Origin of the sequence: Paenibacillus dakarensis (genome assembly GCF_001373415.1) — a bacterium.
Taxonomy (GTDB): Bacteria; Bacillota; Bacilli; order Paenibacillales; family Paenibacillaceae; genus Paenibacillus_AQ; species Paenibacillus_AQ dakarensis.
In genome coordinates, this window is sequence record NZ_CDSE01000035.1 from 1 (window position 1) to 24551 (window position 24551).

20 protein-coding genes are annotated in these 24551 nt (G+C 43.1%); 6 read left to right on the top strand and 14 right to left on the bottom strand.

The window, feature by feature from the left end:
• The 7 genes from BN1234_RS09630 to BN1234_RS09655 form a co-directional block, all read right to left on the bottom strand.
• Positions 1–2491 (bottom strand): PAS domain S-box protein (locus BN1234_RS09630; RefSeq protein WP_054956452.1); only part of this gene is annotated, 2491 nt, incomplete at its 3' end.
• Between the two features lie 27 nt (positions 2492–2518).
• Positions 2519–3814, bottom strand: a complete 1296-nt coding sequence (locus tag BN1234_RS09635) for a glycoside hydrolase family 3 protein (RefSeq protein ID WP_054956453.1) — start codon at positions 3812–3814, stop codon at positions 2519–2521.
• Between the two features lie 102 nt (positions 3815–3916).
• Positions 3917–4075 (bottom strand): hypothetical protein, encoded by a 159-nt coding sequence (locus BN1234_RS22490; protein WP_170308016.1) that lies wholly within the window; start codon positions 4073–4075, stop codon positions 3917–3919.
• Between the two features lie 130 nt (positions 4076–4205).
• Positions 4206–5054 carry a DegV family protein gene (locus BN1234_RS09640; RefSeq protein WP_054956454.1) on the bottom strand — a complete coding sequence of 283 codons (849 nt, stop codon included), beginning with the start codon at positions 5052–5054 and terminating at the stop codon, positions 4206–4208.
• A 135-nt stretch (positions 5055–5189) separates the two neighbouring features.
• On the bottom strand, positions 5190–6899 hold the full coding sequence (locus BN1234_RS09645; protein WP_054956455.1) for a hypothetical protein: 1710 nt from the start codon (positions 6897–6899) through the stop codon (positions 5190–5192).
• A 156-nt stretch (positions 6900–7055) separates the two neighbouring features.
• Positions 7056–7412, bottom strand: a complete 357-nt coding sequence (locus tag BN1234_RS09650; RefSeq protein WP_054956456.1) for a GIY-YIG nuclease family protein — start codon at positions 7410–7412, stop codon at positions 7056–7058.
• A gap of 30 nt (positions 7413–7442) precedes the next feature.
• Positions 7443–8198, bottom strand: a complete 756-nt coding sequence (locus tag BN1234_RS09655; RefSeq protein ID WP_054956457.1) for a DUF2087 domain-containing protein — start codon at positions 8196–8198, stop codon at positions 7443–7445.
• Positions 8199–8435: 237 nt separating this feature from the next.
• Between BN1234_RS09655 and BN1234_RS22495 the strand changes: the two genes are divergently transcribed.
• The 5 genes from BN1234_RS22495 (at position 8436) to BN1234_RS09675 (ending at position 13509) form a co-directional block, all read left to right on the top strand.
• Positions 8436–8612 carry a YbyB family protein gene (locus BN1234_RS22495; protein WP_170308017.1) on the top strand — a complete coding sequence of 59 codons (177 nt, stop codon included), beginning with the start codon at positions 8436–8438 and terminating at the stop codon, positions 8610–8612.
• A gap of 172 nt (positions 8613–8784) precedes the next feature.
• Positions 8785–10062, top strand: coding sequence for an MFS transporter (locus BN1234_RS09660; protein ID WP_054956458.1), 1278 nt, complete (start codon positions 8785–8787; stop codon positions 10060–10062).
• Positions 10063–10355: 293 nt separating this feature from the next.
• Positions 10356–11069 (top strand): polyphosphate polymerase domain-containing protein, encoded by a 714-nt coding sequence (locus BN1234_RS09665; protein ID WP_054956459.1) that lies wholly within the window; start codon positions 10356–10358, stop codon positions 11067–11069.
• Between the two features lie 3 nt (positions 11070–11072).
• The gene (locus BN1234_RS09670) at positions 11073–11774 is read left to right on the top strand and encodes a DUF4956 domain-containing protein (RefSeq protein ID WP_054956460.1); all 702 of its coding nucleotides are present in this window, start codon (positions 11073–11075) and stop codon (positions 11772–11774) included.
• A gap of 19 nt (positions 11775–11793) precedes the next feature.
• Positions 11794–13509, top strand: a complete 1716-nt coding sequence (locus tag BN1234_RS09675; protein WP_054956461.1) for a CotH kinase family protein — start codon at positions 11794–11796, stop codon at positions 13507–13509.
• A 309-nt stretch (positions 13510–13818) separates the two neighbouring features.
• Here BN1234_RS09675 and BN1234_RS09680 read toward each other — a convergent pair whose 3' ends face one another.
• The 7 genes from BN1234_RS09680 to BN1234_RS09710 all read right to left on the bottom strand — a co-directional run bounded on the left by BN1234_RS09680 (position 13819) and on the right by BN1234_RS09710 (position 23796).
• Complete coding sequence (locus tag BN1234_RS09680; RefSeq protein WP_054956462.1) at positions 13819–14634, bottom strand: GNAT family N-acetyltransferase; 816 nt, start codon at positions 14632–14634, stop codon at positions 13819–13821.
• Between the two features lie 28 nt (positions 14635–14662).
• Entirely contained in the window at positions 14663–15376 is a 714-nt protein-coding gene (locus BN1234_RS09685; RefSeq protein ID WP_054956463.1) for a DsbA family oxidoreductase, read from the bottom strand.
• A 96-nt stretch (positions 15377–15472) separates the two neighbouring features.
• Positions 15473–16093, bottom strand: a complete 621-nt coding sequence (gene yqeK / locus BN1234_RS09690; protein WP_054956464.1) for a bis(5'-nucleosyl)-tetraphosphatase (symmetrical) YqeK — start codon at positions 16091–16093, stop codon at positions 15473–15475.
• Positions 16094–16120: 27 nt separating this feature from the next.
• Positions 16121–16699 carry an AAA family ATPase gene (locus BN1234_RS09695; protein ID WP_054956465.1) on the bottom strand — a complete coding sequence of 193 codons (579 nt, stop codon included), beginning with the start codon at positions 16697–16699 and terminating at the stop codon, positions 16121–16123.
• A 165-nt stretch (positions 16700–16864) separates the two neighbouring features.
• Complete coding sequence (locus tag BN1234_RS09700) at positions 16865–22615, bottom strand: HAMP domain-containing protein (RefSeq protein WP_054956466.1); 5751 nt, start codon at positions 22613–22615, stop codon at positions 16865–16867.
• A gap of 124 nt (positions 22616–22739) precedes the next feature.
• Entirely contained in the window at positions 22740–23000 is a 261-nt protein-coding gene (locus BN1234_RS09705; protein WP_054956467.1) for a YqkE family protein, read from the bottom strand.
• 67 nt (positions 23001–23067) lie between these two features.
• On the bottom strand, positions 23068–23796 hold the full coding sequence (locus BN1234_RS09710) for a ZIP family metal transporter (protein WP_054956468.1): 729 nt from the start codon (positions 23794–23796) through the stop codon (positions 23068–23070).
• Between the two features lie 270 nt (positions 23797–24066).
• On the opposite strand from BN1234_RS09710, the gene BN1234_RS09715 reads away from it, so the two are divergent.
• The coding region (locus BN1234_RS09715; RefSeq protein WP_054956469.1) for a hypothetical protein at positions 24067–24551 on the top strand (485 nt) is incomplete at its 3' end.

A 24551-nucleotide genomic window follows, 5' to 3' on the forward strand; every position in this document is an offset into this window, starting at 1 on the left:
TTACCGCCACAATAATCGGAACCTCATTAGGCGGAAGCATCCCCTTAATCGCTTTGGCAGCCTCGAGCCCATTCAATTCCGGCATATGTACATCCATGAAGATCAGATCATAATGATGCTGCCGGACTCTTTCCAGTACTTCTTTACCATTCGCTGCGACATCCACCTGATAGCCCATTTTCTCTAGCATTTTTAAGATGACGAGTTGGTTGGTCTCATTATCTTCCCCTACCAGTATATGAAGGTTCAAATGTTGATCTGTCGAAGATAGGGCGGCATTGTCTTCATCAGCTATATCCTCGTCACATCGGTTAAAATAGACATTGAATTTAAAGGTAGCGCCCGGTTGATCATTTCGCTCCAACCATATGCTTCCGTGCATTAATTCTACCAGTTTACGGCTGATTGCAAGTCCAAGCCCTGTGCCTTCATGCTTTCGGGTCATAAAATGATCCAGTTGATAGAATGGCTCGAACAAGTCGTTTGCTTTATCTTCCGGTATTCCAATGCCGGTATCTCTTATCGTAAATTCCAACTGTACTAATTCTTTTGTAGAATCAATCTCCCTGATCTCAATATATACTCCGCCTGTAAAAGTAAACTTCAAGGCATTGCCGATTAAATTAAATAGAATCTGCTTCAGCCGTTCAGAGTCTCCGATTAATACTTTGGGAACTCCGGGGCTCATTGAATATTTCATTTCAAGTTTTTTCTGAACCGCCTTTGGATTTAATAAGTCCAGCGTTTCCTCTATTGCGTTCTGTAATCGGAATGGTTCGTGAACAAGCGTTGTTTTTCCGGATTCGACCTTGGAGAAATCGAGAATATCATTAATAATATTCAGCAAAGTCTCACCGCTCTTACGGATAATGCGAACATAATCCTTCTGCTCTTCATTCAAGCCTGGAGAATCTATCAGTAAATCCGTCATTCCTATAACCCCGTTCATCGGAGTTCTAATCTCATGACTCATCATTGCCAAGAAGGCGCTTTTGGCAAGATTAGTGCTCTCTGCGGCTTCCTTCGCGATCAGCAATTTCTTTTGCTCCGTAATATCCTTAGCAATGATATAGAACCCTACATTTTTGCCGTTGATAATAATAGGAGCAATCGTGGTCATCACTTCGATCAAATGTCCATCTTTATGCTTAAAATATTCAATTCGATTATCACTGGATACATCCTTCAATGAATCCATCAAAATCTCCTTCAGATTCTGAACAACTATAAATTGCGTCAGGTTCTTGCCTGTCATCTCTTTTATATTATAACCGGTAAGTCTTTCGGCCATGATATTTCCATGTATGACATGACCATTCAGATCAAGCGATATAACAGCATCATGATTGTATTTCTTTAGAGAAGTGTATCGTTCAACTGTTTCCTGAAGCTTCATCTCCATTTCAACACGTTCTGTAATATCCTGTATGGTGCCAATCATCTTAACAGGTCTGCCCAGATCATTATAAGAAACAACGCCTCTCAGATGAAAATATTGAATGGTACCGTCATTGTGACTCAACCGATATTCATAGTTAAAGGGGTCCCCTCTTAACGCCCGGCGAAGTGCTCTTGCTAAATCCACCCGGTCACAGTCATCCACGAAGTCCAATATATTAAATGCAGCTAGATCCAGACTCTTACGATCCAGCTTACATACACGGTATACCTGGTCTGACAGCTCAACCTTTTTATTTATAATATCCCATTCCCAGCTGCCTATTGCTGCGATTCGTTCTGCTTCATTCAAAGTATCCTTGATCCGTTTCCGCTCAGTTATATCTCGTCCTACACAGAGAAAGCTGACGGCCCCATCTACTGCGATTTTTTGTACGGTTGTTTCAAGCCATAGATAAGAGCCGTTTTTATGGCGAAACCGATATAGTGCCGTCCCTGAATCCTGATCGACCAACGTATGAAGGGTATCCAGGTCCTCCGGATGACACAATTCTTCATTGCTGCGCCCTATAAGCTCGGAAGGACGATATCCTAACAGTTCCTGTGACGACGGAGAGCAGTAATCCCAGTTCCCATCTGTAGAAATACAAAATATGATTTCCTGTACCTTATCAGGAATAAGCCGGACTATTTCCTCTGTTTCCGGAAGCTTATGCGAAATCTTTTCCGTAATGTCTGTAATATAGCTTATGAAGTATAAAGGCTCATCAAACTCATTACGTTGTAAGATGACGTGACAGAAGGCATTTAATATGGAATGGTCCTTGCGCAGGAAATGCTGTTTAAAGTCCTCATGGACGGTATCTTTGTTAATCAGGCCGGACATAATATCCATTCCGCTTCTGTCCTCAGGAAGAACACAGTTTTCATATAAAATCTGCTGCATTTCTAATTCTGTATAACCGAACATTCGGCTAAGTGCAGGATTAACTTTCAGCCACTTTCCATCTAAGGAAAGAATGGCTACGCCAATCGGTGCATATTGATACATGTGTTGAAAAATAGTTTCCTGATTCACTTTCTCTTCCAGCATAAGATACCCCCGTTCCTCTAAAATCTTTTATTGTTTTAATCTATTAATCAGCTGCTGAGCATCATGGTTTAGCTGCTTGACATCCGGTCCTGCTGCCGGATTATCGTTAAGACCGTATTTCAACTTGAGCCGCAAGGTTGTAAGCACTCGATCATTCAGAACTTCTTCGGAAATCCGATTACTCTTCACGGCCTTCAGTAATGAGGTAATAACCGCTTCTTCCTTGCTGTAATCATGTCCAACCAGAACAATATTGGTTCCAGCTAATATGGACCGAACTGCTGCCTCTCCAATATTAATCACGCCATTATCCACCGCTCCCATAACCATGTCATCGGTAATAACCACACCATCATAACCCAGTTTATCTCTTAACAATCCTGAAATTACAGGTTCCGAATAGGAAGACGGTGTATCAGGGTCAATGCTTGATACAAGCAGATGAGCAACCATTACAACCTCTGCCCCTTCATCAATGGCTCGTTTAAAGGGAACAAGTTCTATCTGATTAAGCCGACTCATGCTATTACTAACGACTGGTAAATGAACATGCGAATCAACCGATGTATCTCCATGACCAGGAAAATGCTTTACAGCAGATACAACGCCAGTATCCTGAATCCCTTTCATTGCGGCTGCTCCAAGTCGGCCAACAAGCTCTGGACTGCTCCCATAGGATCGATCACCAATAACCGGATTGTCTGGATTACTATTCACGTCAAGCACAGGTGCAAAGGCCATATTCAAGCCAAACCCCTTTAATCTGCGTCCGATTAGACTACCCGCTTCTTGAGCCACCAGCGGGTCATTCTGTTTCCCTACAATGCCGCTGGCCGGCAGCCGCAGAATTGGGTCAGGCATTCTGGAAACCCTTCCGCCTTCTTCGTCAATGCTCATCCAAAGCGGGACGGGATTGTTCTCATTTGCTTTTTTTAGACTGTTAAACATTTTAACGGACTGATCTACGTTCTTCAGATTGTCTTTGAAAAAGATAAATCCGCCAACATGGTATGTATCTAATAGTTTACTTGAAAAATGATCCATTGTGGTACCTTCGATACCAACAATTACGAGTTGTCCCACTTTTTCTTCCAGACTAAGACCATTTAACATAGCAAGCGCTTTGTCTTCTTGTTCCGGGTTGACTGTATCTGTATCGGGTTCTTTCTCATCTGTCTGTTGCTCCGCTTCTTGAGCCGGGGTAGTCTCAGCAGGTGCCGGCTTTAAAGCCTCTTCTGTTGGTCGATCTGAACCTGTTCCACATCCGGTTAATCCTACAAGCAATATACAGACTAACAGCAATAGATAAGTATAGCGGTTCATTACACACCTTCTTTATTTACATTTCATTCGCGTTCATCGCCTATTTATCCTTCATTCTCCTACCCTTCTATGAAAAAATGAACAAGGGTTCATCTAAGCCAACTATTTAATCAACCCCAGTTCTCTAGCCTGGTTCTCAGTCAAAATAAATTGCTCGTTATCCCACGTTGCATCTTCTTCGTCTTTCAAACCGAATAACAAGACGATTTCAGCCCAAATATTTCTTTCCATTGCTTCTATTTTGCTGATCATAATCTTCATATTACGATCGCCTCCTAATACATTACCAACCCATATCATACATTTAGAATCGGCCAGTATCTACCCAGATTCAATATAGCGAAAAAACAGCCCATAATTAGGCTGCTTTATAAGATTATCCAGATGTAATTTAGGAGAAGGTAGGCTGATGTTTGATCCAAGACATTGCAATGGTGCCTTCACCTGCAAGATAACCAACAACTGGTATAAATGTCATAATTTCTGTCTTGAGAGATGGATTCATATCACTTAGTTCTTTTTCTATTTCTTTAGCCTCTTCCATATTGTTGGCGTGCATAATACATACTTTTTTAATTTTATGAAAATCATCCTTTAAGATCTCCAGCATTTTTTGTCTTGCTTTCTTAAATGTACGTATTTTATGCTCAACGACAACTTTTCCATCGTCAAAGCGAAGCAGCAAGTGGATGCGCAGCAAATTACTTAGGAGTAATTGCGTACCCGACACTCTTCCGCTGTTATGAAGACGACTGAGACTCGAAGGTATAACATAGAACGTGGTGTTCCGGACCATTTCCTCGATTCTTTCCTTAATTTCAGTCGCAGAGCCTCCCCTTTTATGCCACTCAATCCCAGCCTTAATCATCTCCCGTATTGGAAAAGCTCCGAATTTGGAATCAATTCCGATCACGGGGACGTTAGCCATAGCGGCTGCCTGGATTGACGTGTTATAGGTTCCGCTTAATTCCGCAGAGCAGTGGATGGCAATGACATCATCGTATTTATCCTTTAATGACTCATAGAGCTCCATAAATTCACCAATCGGCGGCTGGGAGCTGCTAACCTTAGATTCATGGCGCATTTTTTCATAGAAATCTTCAGCCGAAATATCAACACTTTCCCTATACGTTTCTTGACCCAGAATAAGCCGCAGTGGAACAATATAAATGTGATTATTCTTGGCAAACTCTTTATCGATGGTGCTAGTACTGTCTGTTACCCATGCAAGGGATCTCATATCTGATCACGTCTCACTTTCGTGTAGTTCAAGCCCAAGAGTTGTAAGCATCTTAAACCGTTAATCAAATAATATATGAAGCCTGTCTAGCCTGTAAATGGAAGGAATTGTTCAATTCCCCATTAACTATTGAAGTTACAAATTATCATCTTTATTTTTTGACAAAATTTCTCGTTGTATTCTTGCCAGCATTTCTTCCCATTGATCGAGTTCCAGATTCGATTCGAGGTATAAAGCTTTGCTCATTAACTCATTTAAACGCTTAATCTTCAAGTCATACATAGAGCTTAACTGTTCTACCTGATGACCAGAAGCACGGCCGTCTGATATGATCTTATCATGTTCGTTAGACAAACGGGTCATTCTCCGATAAACTTCATCCTTAGCCCGGATCTGCCGGTAAGCCTCTTCAACAAATTTATAAAGCTTCTTTCTCAGCATGAACATACTTGTCTGGATATTCTCCAAATGATACGGCGTGCGCATCAAGTGTGATTGAATATCGAGCAGCAGCGCATGAATCTGTTCTTGATCATCAGCAAGAGCACTGTTTTCTGCAGGTTCAATCCCCTTTTTCTTAAGGTCATTGCACATGCATATATATCTGTCTGACAAGATTGAAAATTCACGTCTTAACTCTAAAAGCCGCTCTTCCATAGACTGAATGATGCGATGGATATCTATTAAGCTGCACTCTGCGGTCTTAAGCCTATGCTCATATTGCTCTGCAAGAAACCGAGCCTTGCCCTCTTCTGATATGCCTTGGTCATTCTTCAAATATAGCTGCGATATCTGCTGGGCAATAAACTTAAGTTCGTTGTCTATGTCCTTTATTTTCGGTTGGAGCTCGCTGTACTGTTGACCTGTATATTTATCACTGATCAACTGATAGCCTTCATCCACCTTTTGTTTCTTATGAAGTATCTCCTGCAGCTCCCCTTCCAATTGCTGAACAGTAAAGCTAAGTCCTTCATGATCATCATTTTTGACGGCTGATGGAACGACTGATGTACAATCCGGCTCCCCATGAGAGACTTCTGCTTGTTTATACAGCTCTCTAACAGAATCCATATCTCCATCCGACAAATGAACCATCATATGATGGTAAGTATTTTCACGGTTGTCTGCTCCCTCAGCATAGATATCATTGTGAATCATTCGCTGATAGCTCTGCAGCAGAGTGTAATACAGACGTACATCCGACAAATCCTTTTCTATTTGTTTGCACTTCATATCTATAGATATAATCAGATGCTGTACCGTGATTGTATCATACATATGTTTCTGTTCAGCCACATGCAATTGTTTCTCTAGATCAGCTAATGCAGCCCCTATTTGGCTAAGAGGCATTCTTAGATTGTTCACAAGCTGCTGATGCTTATTGGAGAGAGCTAGCAACCGGCCCTTTAATGCACTTACTTGTTCTTTAGAGACGGTATTAAGCATGCTTATACTGCTGATAAGGCGAAGTTCGGACTGTACAAGAGTGAAAATCTTCTTCTCTTCATTAATCCACTTTAGTACAGATTTACGAAAAGCGGTTAAATGATACCACGGATGATGGGAATTCGTAATGATCTCGCTCTGCAGCAGATCAATACGTTTTCTTAGCTCGAAGAGTCTGTTAACAGACTTACCCAGATTAGGATTCGCCTCATCGGTTATCATTTGCCGTAGTGATTCAAACGATGAGAGTCCTTCATTTACACGGTTCTCCATGATATCCAAGCGCTTTAACAAATCAGCCAGTTCTCTTTTGACATCATAAGCTTGCCGTAAAAATAATACTATAAGCGTAGCTGCAAGCAGAAAAAGAAACAATACCCATGGCCATAAACTTAACACCAATCACACTCCCTGTTCCAAATGCCTCTGTTGTAAGTTTATTACCCGGGAATTGCATAACAGAAAGCCTTAGACTGTGTCTGTAATAAAAAATACTGCTCGATCGCCTGATTCAGACGATTGAACAGTACTATGAATGATCATGTTAATGGTTAATTATACTCGTTTTGCAGAATTATATCCGCCTTCACCGAATGATTGAAGCTTAGAAATCCAGTGCTCTTCCCTCTTACTCACTGTCTCTTTCATGTTAAAGAAGGGGTCCTTCTCGGGCTCGATTACTTCCAATATTTCGAATACAAATGCATCCTCCCCATACTCATTCCAATCCTGCTGCAGTGGTTTATTTATACTTGTACCCATTTGCAGTTCAAAGCGTTTGCCATTTATCGTTTTGAGATTAGGGGTGCCTACAACCAGCACTTTTCCATTCTTCGTGTTTTTTATTTGGTATACTCCGGCTTCGATTTTAATCTCCTTGTACATCTGCTTTAATTCTTCTCTTCGGTTCATAGTGCTTTTCCTCCTGATTTAAAAAAGAGTTTACGATATAAGCCAGTATTTACTCCCGTCTGGTTCCCGGTCAATAAATCCATACTCGATCAAGTAACGTCTTACGGTTACATAATCATCATAGACAGCCTTCAGGATTTCATTGATCTCGGCTTCTGTATATATCTGACCCGGTATAAATTTTGTCGCGATTTCACGAAGAACGACATACCGCTGCTTCTCTTTCAGATTAAACTTGAGCAGTTTGCCATCTGTACCCGATGGAAACCATTTGTTTAATATGGCTGTTCGTTCTTCTTCTGTTACATTATATCTGTCATCGATCATTTTAGCGGTTTTGTGCACGGGCACAAACGATGGAGCATGCTCATCTTTTTCCTTCAATAGCTCCATTAACGTTAACAGAACTTTCGCCTGCCGCTCCTTTTCCTTCAATGCAAATCGATGATTACGAATGGTAGACGAGCTTCCAATCCCCATTTCCTGCTGTACTTCAGCATCACTCATTCCTTGGTAGAACAATTGCAGAAGCCGGTTCTGATGATCTGTCAGCCCTGTCAATTTCTTATCCAGTCCTGTTAAATAATGAAATACGGAGCCGTGCTCACGTTCCACATGAAGTGAAATATATCGTTCAGATTCATATAACACATCATCATCCGGATATATGATTCCTTTCTCGACTCCCCTGCCGCACAGTAAACATACCCACCCGTGCTCTTCCTCCACATATCCACGCTTTAATTCTTGAATAGAGGCATTCCAGAACCGCTCATGAAGTTCCATTTCACTGACACTCCCCACCAATTTATATAGACACATTATAATTTTGTCTATAAACAGTCAAATACCAGCACTTATATACATACTGATTATTTACCGGTTTGAACCGGGTTAATAAACACTATTTCCATTCCATTTCCAATTTTATTTTTGTTTATATTCCGGGAGATCGGGTATTTCTTTACATACAGAACGAAATATTTACACCAAAAAAATAATGACTATTAGGAGGAATTAATAATGAGAAAAGCACTTTGGACCGCCGTTGGAGCCGGGGCAGCCTATCTGCTGCGTAATAAGGACAGCCGACAAAAGCTGATGCAGCAATTTCAATCAATGAAAAGCAAGTATGCATCCGGCAGCAGTACTTCTTCAACAAGCAGTGCATTTACAAGCAATGACACCACGCGCCTGTAAATTAACCGAAGGTCTATAACTATTACGAGTTCAGCCTAAATAAACCTTTCCTTTGAAGGAGAGGTTTATTTTTCATTTTGTATATATGGACTATTAATGGGATATTTATCCTTCATGCCTATCGATTTAACTGCTAGAATAGAGAAGTTCCTGCTGATAAGGAGGCTTCTGCGTGCGAATCATACAACAGTCGGCAAATGAATGGAAAGACTGGCCAAGAAATATCAAACTCTTTTTTCTAGCTAATGTGTTATACCAAATCGGTACAGGCATGTTCGGCGTTTTATACAACTTATACATAAAAGAATTAGGATACGCAGATTCCATGAACGGCACTGTGATAAGTATTCAGTCCTTCGCGACCGCCCTTATGTTTATCCCCATCGGCTTTCTGGGGGACCGGGGCTCCCGCAAAAAAATCCTCGTCATCGGTGCTTTATTTAGCGGAATCGGGCTTATGGCACGATCTGTGTTAGAAACGGAGACCGGTATGTATGGACTAGCCATATTTACCGGATTATTTGGCTCCTTCTTTCAGGTCCTTGCCATCCCCTTCCTAGCTGAAAACACGCTGAAATCCTCTCGGATGCGGATTTTCAGCTTTCATGCATCCCTCGTTCTTGCAGCGCAAGTACTTGGAGGCATGGGCGGTGGATTCTTAGCAGATTTTATCCAGTTATTCGGCGTAAATCAGGTTACAAGTCTCCAAATGGTTTTAATGGTCGGAGGAACCTGTACGTTGGCTGCATTTATCCCTCTTCTCTTTACCACAGACTCTAAGATACTCGAGGAAGATCTGCCGGGCTCAGGCGAACTGTCACACATACCAACTGCAGCAAACACTCACGAAGCGGGCTTCAAGGTTATTGCACAGTTTGCTGCGGCGCAGCTTTTAATCGGACTAGGTTCAGGATTGGTCGTCCCATATCTTAACCTGTATTTTACGAACCGTTTTTCTGTGTCTTTATCTGCCGTAGGTGTTCTTATCTCCCTCGGTCAAGTTATGACTATTATATCGATGCTTATTGGTCCTGTGCTCGTAAACAAGGTTGGAGCTGTACGGTCTGTTGTCTGCTTTCAGATTCTCTCCCTCCCTTTCTTACTGTTAACAGGATTTACGAATATCTTTAGTGTGGCTGCTATTGGCTTTTTATTTCGTCAAGCGCTCATGAATGCCGCTAACCCGATTCAATCCTCGATTCTGATCGACCGGGTTCCCGCCCACCGCAGGGGAATTGCTAATTCGATTACCCAGACAGCCTTTATGCTGGGATGGGCAACTATGGGGCCCGTGCAATCCTTGCTCGTAACCCATTACGGAAGCTACTGGGGATATGCGATTACTTTTTGTATTACCGGAACACTCTATGTCGCTTCATCTTTATTGTATTTCTGGATGTTTCGTGAACGTAAAACTGAACAGAATTCTTCGACCATCCCTGCAATCTAATTTGAGAACAAAGTCGATCTCCGATGCAAATGCAAATCGCACGGGAGTCGTCGTATTTCTTGGAAATAACAATCAACAGGCCGCCCAAGGTTTTCATCCTTGGGCGGCCTGTTTGCTATTCTCACATTGGTCCAGTGATGCTTTCTCCCACCTGTCTCAATTGTTAACGCCATGTCAATTTTCAGTTTTCATTCAGTTGTTCTTAAGAAAGTCATCAGGATTGACTGCTAGTATGAATTTCGTGCCAAGCACATGAAATAGTGAAAGCTGCCAGTTAAAAAGGGGGGAAATCAATGAACACAAATTTAAAATACCGGCACGAACTGAAATTCTTTGTGAATGCACACCAATATCAGATCATTTCCGCCAGATTGAAGAATTTATTGTCTTTTGACCAACATGCCGATTCCTCAGGCGAATATCATATCCGCAGTTTATATTTTGATGATATTAACAATAAAGCTCTTCATGAAAAACTCGGTGGAGTCAGAGACCGTGTGAAGTACCGGATTCGGATTTATAACATTTCTGACGATGCCATTCATTTTGAGAAGAAAATCAAGTTTAGGGATTACATCGCCAAAGTGAAAGAGCCCCTCACCCGAGAATTAACGGAAGAGATCATGGCAGGGCGTTTTGAAGGATTATATGTACCCGCCAAGCCGCTTTTTATGGAACTGCATGATGAAATGAAGAACAAGCTGCTGCGTCCCAAGGTCATCGTCGATTATATCCGTGAACCTTATGTATGTCATCAGGGAAACGTAAGGATCACTTTTGATAAAGAGCTGCGAAGCGGGCTTCATTCGCTCGACCTGTTCAACAAGGGTCTGGAGCCTGTCAGGGCCATCGATGAGAACCTCATTATTATGGAGGTCAAATACGATGAGTATTTACCTGACTATATCAAGGCAGCCCTGCAGCTCGAAGGTTTGAACAGGCAATCAGCCAGCAAATATGTCATCTGCAGGAAATTTCTAAAATACAACTCTTGGGAGGATCATTAGAATATGAATACCACAACAACCAATGAAACAACTAATTTTTCAGATATTATCAAAAAATCGATCATGGAAAACTTCCAATCGGATATCAGTTTATCCAAAATCCTAATCACCCTTGGGGTTGCTTTTGTTATCGCACTCTTCATTTATTTTCTCTATAAACGAGTCTTTAGCGGAGTCCTATATTCCAAAAGCTTTAATGTATCCTTAATCGGAATGACAATGATTACTGCCCTGGTCATCATCGCTATCAATTCAAACCTCGTGCTGTCTCTCGGTATGGTTGGTGCATTGTCCATTGTTCGCTTCAGAACTCCCATTAAAGATCCTACAGACCTCATCTTCCTCTTCTGGGCTGCTGTAGCCGGAATCGTGACAGGTGCTGGATTCTATACGTTAGCAGCTTTGGGCTCAGTGGTAATCGGATTAATTCTGTTCTTCTTTATAAAAAAAGCAACTATAGACACACCTTATCTGCTTGTCATTAACTGCGAGAGTGATTCCAGCGAACAGGAAGTTCATAAACAGATAAGCAAGGCAGTCAAACGCTATAACGTAAAACAAAAGACGGTGACACCAGGTAACATTGAAATCACGCTTGAGGTTCGTCTCCAGGACGAAGAAGGACGCTTTGTCAATCAAATATCCGGGCTCAGCGGTGTAAAAAATGCAGTGCTGATCAGCTACAACGGCGACTATGTATCCTAATTCAGGCGGTGTTAGAACCATGCGATCTACTTGTAAACCCGTTCTTATCATCGTAAGCTGCCTATTGCTCTTATTAAGCATTACGGGATGTAATCTAACCTCCACTTACTCAAATATAGAGAATAAATCAAGTCTATCTGCCCCGGCCGCTTTATCTCAGGAGGAACAGACTTCCCTCGAGGAAGTGTTCCCGAAAGATAAAGTGATTGATGTAAAGATAACGATAGACGAAGCCGAATTTCAGGACATGCTGGACAATGCCAGCAGGGAAGAATATAAAGAAGCCTCCGTTAACTATAACGGCAAGCAGTTTGACCATGTTGGCATCCGGATAAAAGGCAACTTAAGCCTAAGAAGTGTAGTCAATTCGGATTCCGACCGGTACAGCTTCAAGATTTCTTTTGACGAATATGTAAATCAGCAATATAACGGCATCAGCAAAATTAACCTTAACAATAATTATAGTGATGCTTCGTATATGCGTGAGTTTTTGACTTATGAACTTGCAGCTTCTGTCGGTCTGCCGACACCCGGTTTCTCATACGTCAATGTCTATGTGAATGAAGAGCTTTGGGGATTTTATCTGGCCGTTGAACAAATTGATGAAGCTTACCTCAAACGCAACTTCGAAACCACGTCAGGCGCATTGTATAAGGCAGAAATGACAGGAAGCGGCAGTGACCTGACCTGGCTTGGAGATAACCTTGATGCTTACACTGGTCTTGTTCAAAAATCTGAAAAATCGAATAATGACATTCTGATTAATATGCTGGATGAATTGAATAATGGCTCCAATTATGAAAAAGTACTGAACATAGATAATGCGCTCAAGTATATCGCTCTGAATGTGGCTGCTTCCAACATGGACAGTTACCTTGGACAAAACAAGCAAAATTATTATCTTTATGAGGATCAAGGTATCTTCAATATCCTTCCTTGGGATTATAATATGGCTTTTGGCGGTTTCGGAGGCTCCAATCTGTTAATCGACGAGCCAACTCAAGGAGCTGTTGCTGATCGTCCTCTCGTTGCCAAGCTGCTTGCTGTTGATGAATACAAGAAGCAATATCATCAGGTCCTGAGCGAAATGATCAGCGGATATTTAAGTGAAGAGCATATTACATCAAGGATACAAGAAGTGAAGGCGCTCATCTCATCACAGGTTCAGAACGATCCAAGACCTTTTTATTCATATGAAGAATACGAGCAGTCACTCGAGACATTGACTACATTCATAAAGAACAATGTAGATAATATTACGAAACAATTAAACGGGACACTCCCTTCTTCTGGTGATGGCAGTGGCAGCGGAGGCGGAATGGGACCAGGCGGTGGAAACCGCGGTATGGGCGGCCAAAGGATGAACCTTAACAACACTGCTGATAAAGCTCCTGCTAATAATACAGACGCTATACCAAACAATAATGCGGTTCCAAACATGCCGAATGCCTCCAATTCGACGACAGTGCCAGGCGCGAAAGATACAGAGATACAACAGAATGCGCAGCAAAATGTTCAGCCCGAACCGATTGGGGGCGGAGCAAACAATGGTAAGATGGGCGGTGGGTTCCCCGAAGGATTTCCCGGAGGTGGCGGCTTTAAACCTGATGGTTTTAATCGAGAAGAAACAAATCAAGAAGGTGGATCACGTGAAGCAATATACACAGGAATCGCCCTGCTCTTGCTTCTGCTGTCCAGCTTGTTTGTTACGCTGTATAAGCGCAAACGACTATAGCTTGTATGTTTAGTAAAGAGGAAAACACCATAAACGCTAACAGAGGACATCTTCATAATAGAAGATGTCCTCTGTTTTATCTAATTATCAATATTAGACATAAGACTTAAAGGATCCTACTAATTATTAATAACAGACTCGATCTGATTCATATGATGCTGATCATGCCAAATAAAGCCGCGCATGAACACAGCTGCTTGGAATGGATGTCAGAATACTCCTTGATCAATTGTTCTTTCTCATTCATCACTTAACACCTCTATCATCATTTTCCTATAACTTTCAAATCATCGATGGGGTGTATTCAAATCAACTTTTTTCTTTCCACAGCGTCCTTATATAGCCTAATTTCATGCCAACCTTCTCCATATTGCGATGACTCTGGGACTGGTAAGAGCATTGGCTGACAGCTAATCGGCAATGCTGTTTTGCGGCTTCAGCAAGGCGTTTCTTTAAGAGCGCGATATGAAAACCTTTCCGTCTGTAATCAGGGATCGTAGCGGCAAAGGTCAAGGAAGCGATATCGTTCTTTACATACATTACAGCAGCAGCAGCCGGTTCTTGTTCAACATAAACCATAAAAAATTTCCATCCAGGCCGATCGTACAACACTTCATTATTTCGGGCTACTGCAGGTATACCTTGCTCTGGCAGTCCTGTCCCAATACAATGCACCATCGCGTAGTTAACAAATTCCTCTCGCTGCAAGGTCTCGACATGTATATCCTTCGATTCATCTATAGCCGCCGGATTCATCTCCATATACATGGAAGTATGATAGCCGGACGCATACAGGCCCTCCTGAGACAGGACATTTAATAACTGCTGATCTACTAGTGAAGGCACAATTTCAATCTGGATTGCACGCTCTCTCGACCGGTAAAACCGGATCATATCACTGACGTATGGAATATCTGAGGAACGAATGCCTTTAACCGTGTTAAAAGCAGGCCAAGGCATGTTCTTGCTGTAAAAGCATATCGCATGTCCGATTCGTTCCATCTCCACACCTTCAGGGTTGCCAATCCTTTCCCTAATAGCCTCCATTCGATCTGTCATATAATCAATTTCTGAAGATTCAATATCAAGAATTAATGCTTCCGATGGTTGTGAGAATGACTCCATGGAAAAGGCTCCTTCCTAATTATCATTATTAGGGCTTGGAAGGAATGTCACAAGAGCCATCCCCGCATGCTCCTGCGTTGTCATCCTCATTAACAAGGATCAAGGGACTTTCTTCACTGTACGCCTTCTGAAGGGCATCCATAAACACTTCTTCCGGTTGTGCCCCTGATACGGCATATTTACCGCCCAATACAAAGAACGGAACCCCACGGACTCCAATGCGCTGGGCAGCCATTTCATCTGCACGAACCTCAGAAGAATACTGGTCTCCATTCAGAACAGACACTGCCTCATCCCGTGACAGCCCTGTCTCCTCAGCCAGATCGGCAAGCAGCTCTTTATCAGCCAAATTATTCGCCTCTGTGAAATAGGCAACGAAGAGCCGCTCCGTCATTTCCTTCATTTTTCCATGCTGTGATGCATAGTGAACGAGACGATGGGCATCAAACGTGTTCGCAGGAATGACCTTATCCAGATGGTAGGTCAACCCTAATTGAGCAGCCTGCTGCGTAATATTGTCATTTGAAGCTTTAGCCTGTTCGACGCTCATCCCATATTTACGAGCCAGTAATTCAGTCATCGATACTCCAGGCTCATAAGCAGCATTTGGATCTAACTCAAAGCTCCGATACACCACTTCAACTTTTTCTTTTTGTGGAAAATGACTCAGCGCTGCTTCAAAACGGCGCTTCCCAATATAGCAGAACGGACACATAAAGTCCGACCAGATTTCAACTTTCATATAGTTAAACCCCCTACGGTATTTTTGCTTACTTATTGTAACCTACATTCCAGCATTCTTCAAGCTGCTCACCTTACTAAGCAAACTGGCAACCCATTAGCTAACAACCTTCAGAAGCTCCTCTCTCGCTTCAATTAACCAAGGATGTACCACCTTCATATGCTCCCGGCTTTTCCATACATGTTCCAAATACACCATCACAGCGGCATCCAGCGATTGAGTGGATTTGACTCTTATTTCCTTGATATACGGGGCTGCGTCAGCCTGATCCCAGCTAAGCTTATCGGCTACAAACAGCACTTTATCCATCGTAGACATATCTGATTTCAACGTAGTATGGCATCCAATCGCACTCAGCAGCTGCGAATCGGACAAGCCAAATACTTCGGTTGTCATCTTCATAGACAGCTTTTGATGCAGTATATATGGAAAAGCTACCTCCTCTTCCAGAACAGAAATTTGAAGAGCACTGCATAATTTGACCTTTTCATCATTCGGTACAACGGTTCCGATATCATGCAGCCAGCCTGCTTGTTCGGCGATGATTGGATCAGCATCGTAAGCTAATGCAAGCTTCTTCGCTTCTTCTGCTACCTTTTTACAGTGCTCCCATGTATCCAAGCTGTTATGTTTGGTATAGAATCTTTCTAGATAACTCAGGAATCCTTCATTTTCATTATAAGACTCAAAATAAGATAACAATGCTTCACGATTCATAAACGCTCCTCCTCTATATGCGCTTAATCATAAACCCCGGCATCTCATTAAAATCCACTTCAGCAGTATTTCAGTTCCTTTATGTGTGCCTTTGGATCCGTTTAAAATAATATCCGCAAACCATTTCGTAGGTTCAACAAATTCATCATGGCGATAACGCACTAAATCCAAGTATTCCTTCGTAAATTCATCGTATGTATATCCTTTTTCAAGAAACCAAGCCATTCTTCGGACCATTCGCTCATCCGGGAGGCAGTCGATGTAAACCTTTACATCTAATGTGTTCCGAAATTCCGGGAAATGAAACAGCAGAAACCCTTCTATAATAACAACATCGAAAGTATGGCTCTGTACAGCAGCTGTATACTCCTCGTACAACCGGTTCAGGTCTACCGCATCAGGATGATTAAAATCCTCATATTCCTGGTCTGTAAAAGGAGCTTTATAAACAGGGCGTACTTGCTTATAGTAATGATCCATATGAATTACTTTCACCATAAGCTGGCTTAATTGCTCCTCAAGATACAGACTCAGCCTGGTCTTTCCGCTGCCCGAACCGCCAGCAATACCAATCTTATATACATGATTACGCTTCAGGCTCTGCATGAATACTCCTCCCTGTTCCGCCTTATTACTTCGACTTCTTATTCAATCGGTTATACATTTACATTCCATAATTATACATTAGATTTAATAAAAAACGCGAGTGAAATAGCCAAAAAGGCAAATCACTCGCGCGAACCCATCAGTATACCTTATAAAATATAAGTGCTAATTCGACTGTTCCGATCCTTCTCCGTCTTCCTTGTCTGCACCCGGCTCACGGATCCACCCACGAATCATGGACAACAGCTGAGCACTGTTTACCGGCTTCGTAATGTAATCAGAAGCTCCCGCTTCCAGACATTCCTCACGGTCCCCCTTCATCGCCTTCGCTGTTAATGCGATAATTGGCAGATCACGGAACTGCGGCTTCTGGCGAATCGCTCGTGTTGTCTCATAACCGTCCATAACCGGCATCATAATATCCATTAGAATAATATCAATATCCGGCGTTTGGTCTAAGACATTCAATGCCTCATATCCATTCTCTGCAGGGATGACTTTCATATTATGCCGTTCTAAAATCGTTGTCAGAGCAAAAACATTACGGATATCATCATCTACGACCAGTACCTTTTTATATTCGATCATTTCATCGGATTGGTGTAATTTTACCAATGTTTCTCTAGGTCCTTCAGGAAGATTCTCTGCCTTGCGATGCAAATATAATGCCGTCTCATCTATGATTTGAATTGGCGACTTCACTTCTTTGATCACCAGGTATTGGGATAACTCCTCGAGCTCTTCCTCCTCTTCGGCACTCCATTTCTTACTCCGATTCAGAACGATAGGCATGTACTTGTGCTTCGCACTCTTCTGAACCTCTCGTAAGAATGCTAGAACTCCTGTATCAGGCAGCTCATTGTCTGTCATAATACAGTCGAATTCCTTGTTCTTAAGCTGGGTCATTGCTTTCTTCACGGAATCCACCGCAGTAATCTTGATATCCTTGTTATCAATCATCTCTACGATTTCTTTCCGTCTTGTATCATCACTTACAACGACAAGCAGCTGATGAGCAGCCTGTTTCGCATACGCACTTAATCGGTCAATTGCATTCTCAAGATCTTCGTTAGTTACTGGCTTGCACACATAGTCAAACACACCCTTTTGCTTCAAGCCAACCTCATCTTCCTCTACCGTTATGACACACACTGGAATGTGCCGGACGGAAAGGTCGTTCTTCAAATGTTCAATTACAATCCAGCCGTCCATATCACCGAGACGAAGATCCAGTGTAATTGCAGCCGGCTTATATTGACGCGCAAGCTCAAGTGCTTTAGATCCCAAGGAAGTAATAATCGCTTTAATACCTTTTTTATGCAAAATATCAAGCAATATTTCGTTGAATACAAAATCATCTTCGATGATCAGAAAGACCTGGTCCCCAGGCTCGATTGTATCGCGGTCATCCACAATGCTCTCAGATGTCGTTCTTGTGAACGAGCGCGAGCGAAGCGGCGGCGTCACATCAATAACCTCCGGCTCATACTTCGGTTTCGGTTCCGGTCCGGAAAGCTCCTCGTCAAGCGGCAGGTACAAGGTGAATGTGCTTCCCTTGCCCTCAACGCTGAACAATGAAATCTCTCCGCCCAGAAGAGCAGCAATCTCACGCGAGATTGCAAGCCCAAGACCTGTTCCGCCATATTCCCGGTTCGTGCTGCCATCTGCTTGCTGGAACGCTTCAAAGATGATCTGCTGCTTCTCTCTGGCAATACCGATTCCTGTATCGTTTACGGTAAAGCTAAGCACAGTATTTGCATGATTAAGCACTTCGTTACCTTGACTCCATCCCTCTGAAGCTGGAGCAACATAGAGGGAAACCTCGCCCTCCTCTGTAAATTTAAACGCATTCGAAAGAAGGTTCTTCAGGATCTGCTGAAGCCGTTTGGAATCGGTGGTGAACATTTCAGGTACACCGGATTCAATCTTGATATTGTATCCGATTTCTTTGTCCTCAGCGATATGTCTGAAACTGCGATCCATGCTGTCAACCAATTCACTGATTCGGACTTCATTGTAATCCGGCGTAACCGTGCCTGACTCAATCTTGGACAAATCTAATATATCGTTAATCAGATTCAATAATTCAATACCGGAATCCTGAATCGTCTTAGCGAATTTAACTTGGTTAGGCGATAAATTTTCATCCGGATTCTCAGCTAGCTGCTCGGCTAGGAGAAGTAATGAATTCAGAGGTGTCCGCAATTCATGAGACATATTCGCAAGGAACTCTGATTTATATTTTGAAGTTAATGCAAGCTGCTCTGCTTTCTCCTCCAGGAATTGTTTAGCCAATTCAATTTCATCGTTCTTGCTTTCAACCTCGGCCTTTTGAAGGACCAGCAGCTTGGCTTTGTCTTCCAGCTCCTCATTTGTATGCTGAAGCTCCTGCTGTTGATGCTGAAGCTCTTCGGTCAACGATTGGGACTGCATCAGCAATTCTTCTGTACGGCGATTAACCTGCATCGTATTAATTACAATACCAATCGATTCGGTTAACTGATCAAGGAATGCAAGATCTATCGCATTAAATGCTCTAAATGAAGCAAGCTCAAGAACCCCCAGCACCTGTTCTTCAAAAATGATAGGAAGAAGCACGATGTTAAGCGGCGTAGCCTCGCCAAGTCCTGATGAGATCATCACGTAATCGGACGGCACGTTCGTCAGCAATATCCGCTGCTTCTCCACCAGACATTGTCCAACCAGTCCCTCACCAGGCCGGAATTCATTCGAAAGATGTTTGCGCTGTTGGTAACCATAGCTTGAGAACAACCGTAACACTGGAGTACCATTGATATCTTCATTCAGATAAAAGACGCCATGTTGAACAGATACGAGCGGAGCAAGCTCTGACAATATCATTCGGCTCACCGCATTCAGATCCCGCTGACCTTGAAGCATCCGTGAGAACTTCGCAAGATTCGTCTTAAGCCAATCTTGCTCCATATTAATACGGGTCGTTTCCTTCAGATTGCGAATCATCTCGTTAACATTGTCTTTCAGAGCCGCTACTTCACCCGCAGCAGCAACATCAATAGAACGTGATAAATCCCCTTTTGTAACAGCTGTAGCCACGTTTGTAATAGCCCGCACCTGGGTCGTAAGTGTGCTTGCCATATAGTTAACGTTATCTGTCAGATCCCGCCAAGTACCGGCAGCTCCTGGTACATTCGCCTGTCCACCCAGTTTACCTTCGGCTCCCACTTCCCTTGCAACCGTTGTAACCTGATCCGCAAATGTGGCCAGTGTATCAATCATATTGTTAATGGTATCCGTCAGTTCAGCGATTTCACCTTTAGCATCCACGGTAAACTTTTGTTTCAGATTACCATTTGCTACAGCCGTAACGACTTTGGCAATACCACGAACCTGAGCTGTCAGGTTGGAGCCCATCGTATTGACGTTGTCCGTCAAATCCTTCCAAATTCCGCCGACCCCGCGTACTGTCGCCTGACCGCCAAGCTTACCGTCAGTGCCGACTTCCCGCGCGACCCTCGTTACTTCGGATGCAAAGGAGTTTAATTGGTCCACCATCGTATTGATTGTATTTTTGAGCTCAAGCAGTTCACCTTTTACATCAACGGTAATTTTTTTCGACAAGTCTCCATTCGCTACCGCTGTCGTCACGCCGGCAATATTGCGCATCTGAATCGTCAAATTGCTGGCCATAAAGTTCACTGTGTCCGTTAAGTCCTTCCACGTGCCTGAAACATCCTTCACTTCAGCTTGTGCCCCAAGCTTTCCTTCGGTTCCGACCTCACGCGCTACGCGTGTAACCTCGGAAGCAAAATTACTCAGCTGATCCACCATTGTATTCATGGTGTTCTTCAGTTCCAGAATTTCACCTTTTACATCAACCGTAATTTTCTTGGTCAAATCACCAGTGGCTACGGCGGTTGTAACTTCTGCAATATTGCGGACCTGATCGGTCAGATTGCGGGCCATGCTGTTTACGCCTTCCGTCAGATCCTTCCAAGTGCCGCCTACCCCTTTAACCTCGGCTTGTCCGCCTAACTTGCCTTCCTCACCGACCTCACGCGATACACGGGTAACCTCAGATGCAAACGTGCTCAGCTGATCCACCATCGTATTGATCGTATTCTTAAGCTCCAGAATTTCACCCTGTACATCGGCAGTGATCTTCTTGGACAAGTCACCGTTCGCTACCGCTGTCGTTACAACGGCAATATTACGTACCTGGTTCGTCAGGTTAGACGCCATGTAGTTAACACTTTCGGTTAAATCTCTCCATGTTCCGGCGACACCCTTGACCTGTGCTTGTCCTCCCAGCATACCTAGTGTGCCTACTTCGCGGGCAACACGCGTTACCTCAGATGCAAATGTGCTTAGCTGATCCACCATCGTATTGATCGTATTCTTAAGCTCTAATATTTCTCCTCTGGCATTGACCGTGATATGTTTAGACAGGTCACCGCGCGCAACTGCCGTTGTTACTTCGGCAATATTCCGCACCTGATCGGTCAATGTGCTCGCCATATAGTTGACATTATCAGTCAGGTCCTTCCATGTTCCCGAAACATCTTTTACATCCGCTCTTCCTCCGAGTTTACCTTCCGTAGATACTTCCCGGGCAACACGCGTTACTTCAGAAGCAAAGTTACTGAGCTGATCCACCATAATGTTAATGGTGCTCTTCAATTGAAGTATTTCGCCCTTTGCACCGACCGTGATTTTTTTAGAGAGATCACCTTTCGCTACAGCTGTCGTGACCTCTGCAATATTACGCACCTGGTTGGTAAGGTTGCTTGCCATATCATTAACACTCTCAGTAAGATCCCGCCATGTGCCTGCAACGCCGGTAACCTCAGCTTGTCCGCCAAGTATACCATCCGTTCCCACTTCACGTGCCATACGCGTAACTTCCGATGCAAATGTGCTCAGCTGATCCACCATGGTATTAATCGTATTCTTAAGCTCTAATATTTCTCCCTGTACATCCGCGGTAATCTTCTTGGAAAGATCCCCATTCGCTACAGCAGTCGTTACTACTGCAATATTACGCACCTGCTCCGTTAAATTGCTTGCCATATCATTAACGCTTTCAGTCAAATCGCGCCAGGTTCCCGATACACCTTTAACGTTGGCTTGTCCGCCAAGTTTACCTTCCGTTCCTACCTCACGGGCCATACGGGTGACCTCGGAAGCAAATGTGCTCAGCTGATCCACCATCGTGTTGACCGTATCTTTTAATTCCAGAATCTCGCCTTTGGCATTCACCGTAATCTTTTTGGACAGATCGCCCTTCGCTACAGCCGTTGTAACTGCCGCGATATTACGAACCTGCTCTGTCAGATTATTCGCCATCACATTCACACTATCGGTCAAATCTTTCCACGTGCCGGAGACACCCTTTACCTCTGCCTGCCCGCCCAGAATTCCTTCTGTACCTACCTCACGGGCAACCCGGTTCACCTCAGATGAAAATGTGCTGAGCTCTGTTACCATTTGATTTATATTATTAGCCGTTCTCAGGAAATCACCGGTTAGCGGGCGACCATCGATCTTTAATTCAACCTTTTGAGTCAAATCCCCTTGAGCGACTGCGTTGATAACCCGTACCATCTCATTGGTCGGTTGAATTAAATTCGAAATCAGTCCATTTAATGACTCCACCATGGTTCCCCACGATCCGCCATTGTTCTTATGTACAAATCGACGATTAAGCTTGCCTTCTTTCCCTACTACCTTGGCTACCGTCTTTACCTCAGTAACCAAGCTTTCCTGCATGTCCATGATCTCATTAAATGAATCGGCGACTTTACCTGCAACGCCGGTCCATTCATAAGGCATCCTGAAAGAAAAATCTCCTTTTTTCAATGCCATTAGTGCGTTAAGCAGTAAACCTAAGTCTAATTGATCCTCTGGTGAATCCGGTGTACGTTTTTGATCAGACATGGTCATATTCCTTTCATTAATAAGATGATGGAATGAAATATTATGAATATATTAATTCTATCAATGATAGTTTAACTGATGGTACACATCCCATATGAAAACAGACGACTGATAAGCCGTCTGGTCATTTGTACTTGTGCCAATCCATACTGCTGTTCTTGAGCAGATGTTCAAAATCGTTGTCTAATCTTTTCTGTTCTGCTTTTTTCGCTTCTTCCCTCTTGAGCCGTTCTTGTTCAAGCCTCTTCGCTTCGTCTGCTTTCAGAGAATCAGCCTGAGCCTTCAGACGTTCAATTACTTCCGGATTTAGCATATCTTTAAGCGTTGCAGGGCGATCTACGCGTTCTTGTTCGCGTACCGGGGTCTTTCCTTTTTTCTTTGCCACATTGCATCACCTCAGTTCTTGATCATTATACCATTATCATTCCTTCTGAGCATCCATGCCTAATGTATCAAACAAATACATAGCTTATATACACCATAATCAGCAGACCGATAATGAACGAATAGGTTGAAGGACGCTCATAACCATGGCCGTGACTCTCAGGAATTAGTTCTTTATATACGATAAACATCATCGCACCCGCTGCAAATGCCAGTCCATAACCGATTAACCATTCAATGTAACTCGCGGTAAAATAGCCAATAACGGCAGATACAAGCTCCATCATCCCCGTAAGAAAAACAATCGCAAACGCCTTATACTTATTGACCTGCGAATTAATCAGAAACACAGCTAATACTAATCCCTCAGGCATGTTCTGTGCACCTATCGAAATGGCAACCATCGGACCGAGTCCGGCATTCTCACTTGCATAACTAAATCCGGTGCTTAGACCTTCCGGAATGTTATGAATAAATAATGCGACAATGACAAGAAGTGATTTGGAATCAAATGATCCTATAGACTTATTCTCTACATCGACGTGAGGTATATTTTTCTCGATCAGGTCCAAAACGACAATCCCTAACAGTAATCCGACGGACAGCGTTATAATTCCGCCTTCCTGAAGAGATTGCGGCATGAGTCCAAAGGTGGAAGCAGATACCATTATGCCTGCAGTAAAAGCGATCAGTATATCTTTCCACTTCTCGGACAATGTTTTGACGAATAATAAAGGTATCGCACCTAAAACCGTGGCCATCGCGGAAATCATGCTACCCAGTAATGCCGCTTCCATTATACTACTCCTTTACAATTATCAATTTAGCAACAAAATTCTTACTGCTATCTATATAAACATGGTTTACAGCTATTGAAAATGGGGACGAATTCCATTTTATGTTTAACACATTCACTTCATTATTATAAATTCACAATAATATATGTCGTTATCCATGACCTAGACTTAAGTCCAGTTAAGCAATTACCCATAGACGGAGGACACCTCTTTATCCCCTATGGTATTATTCAGCATATATAATCATTAAGAAAGGAGCAACTATAATTCATGAAACGCATGATATTAGCGCCACTATTGATCTTACTTGGCATTTACCTGTTGTTAAACCAGGGAGGATCTCTTGGTCCCGGAACTATTTTTGCAAATTTCTGGCCTACACTCTTTGTCATTCCGCTAGGATTATTCTTTCACTGGCTGTATTTCTCCATGATTGGTCGCCGGGCGATTGGTGTTCTCATTCCAGGCGGAGTTTTACTTATAGCGGGCTTAACCAGCCAGACGGCCATCCTGCTGGATAGCTGGGAAACGATGTGGCCGGGATTTATACTTGCCGCTGCTGCCGGTTTATTCGAATTTTACTGGTTCGGTTCGCGCAACAAGTGGCTGCTTATTCCCGTCAATATTCTTAGCGTGCTATCCCTCTTGTTCTTTGCAGTCTTCTCCATCGGACCCGTACTTAACTATTTGTCATATGTACAGCCCTTGATTGCGATCCTGCTTGTTCTGGGCGGCGTGTGGCTGATTGCAGGCCG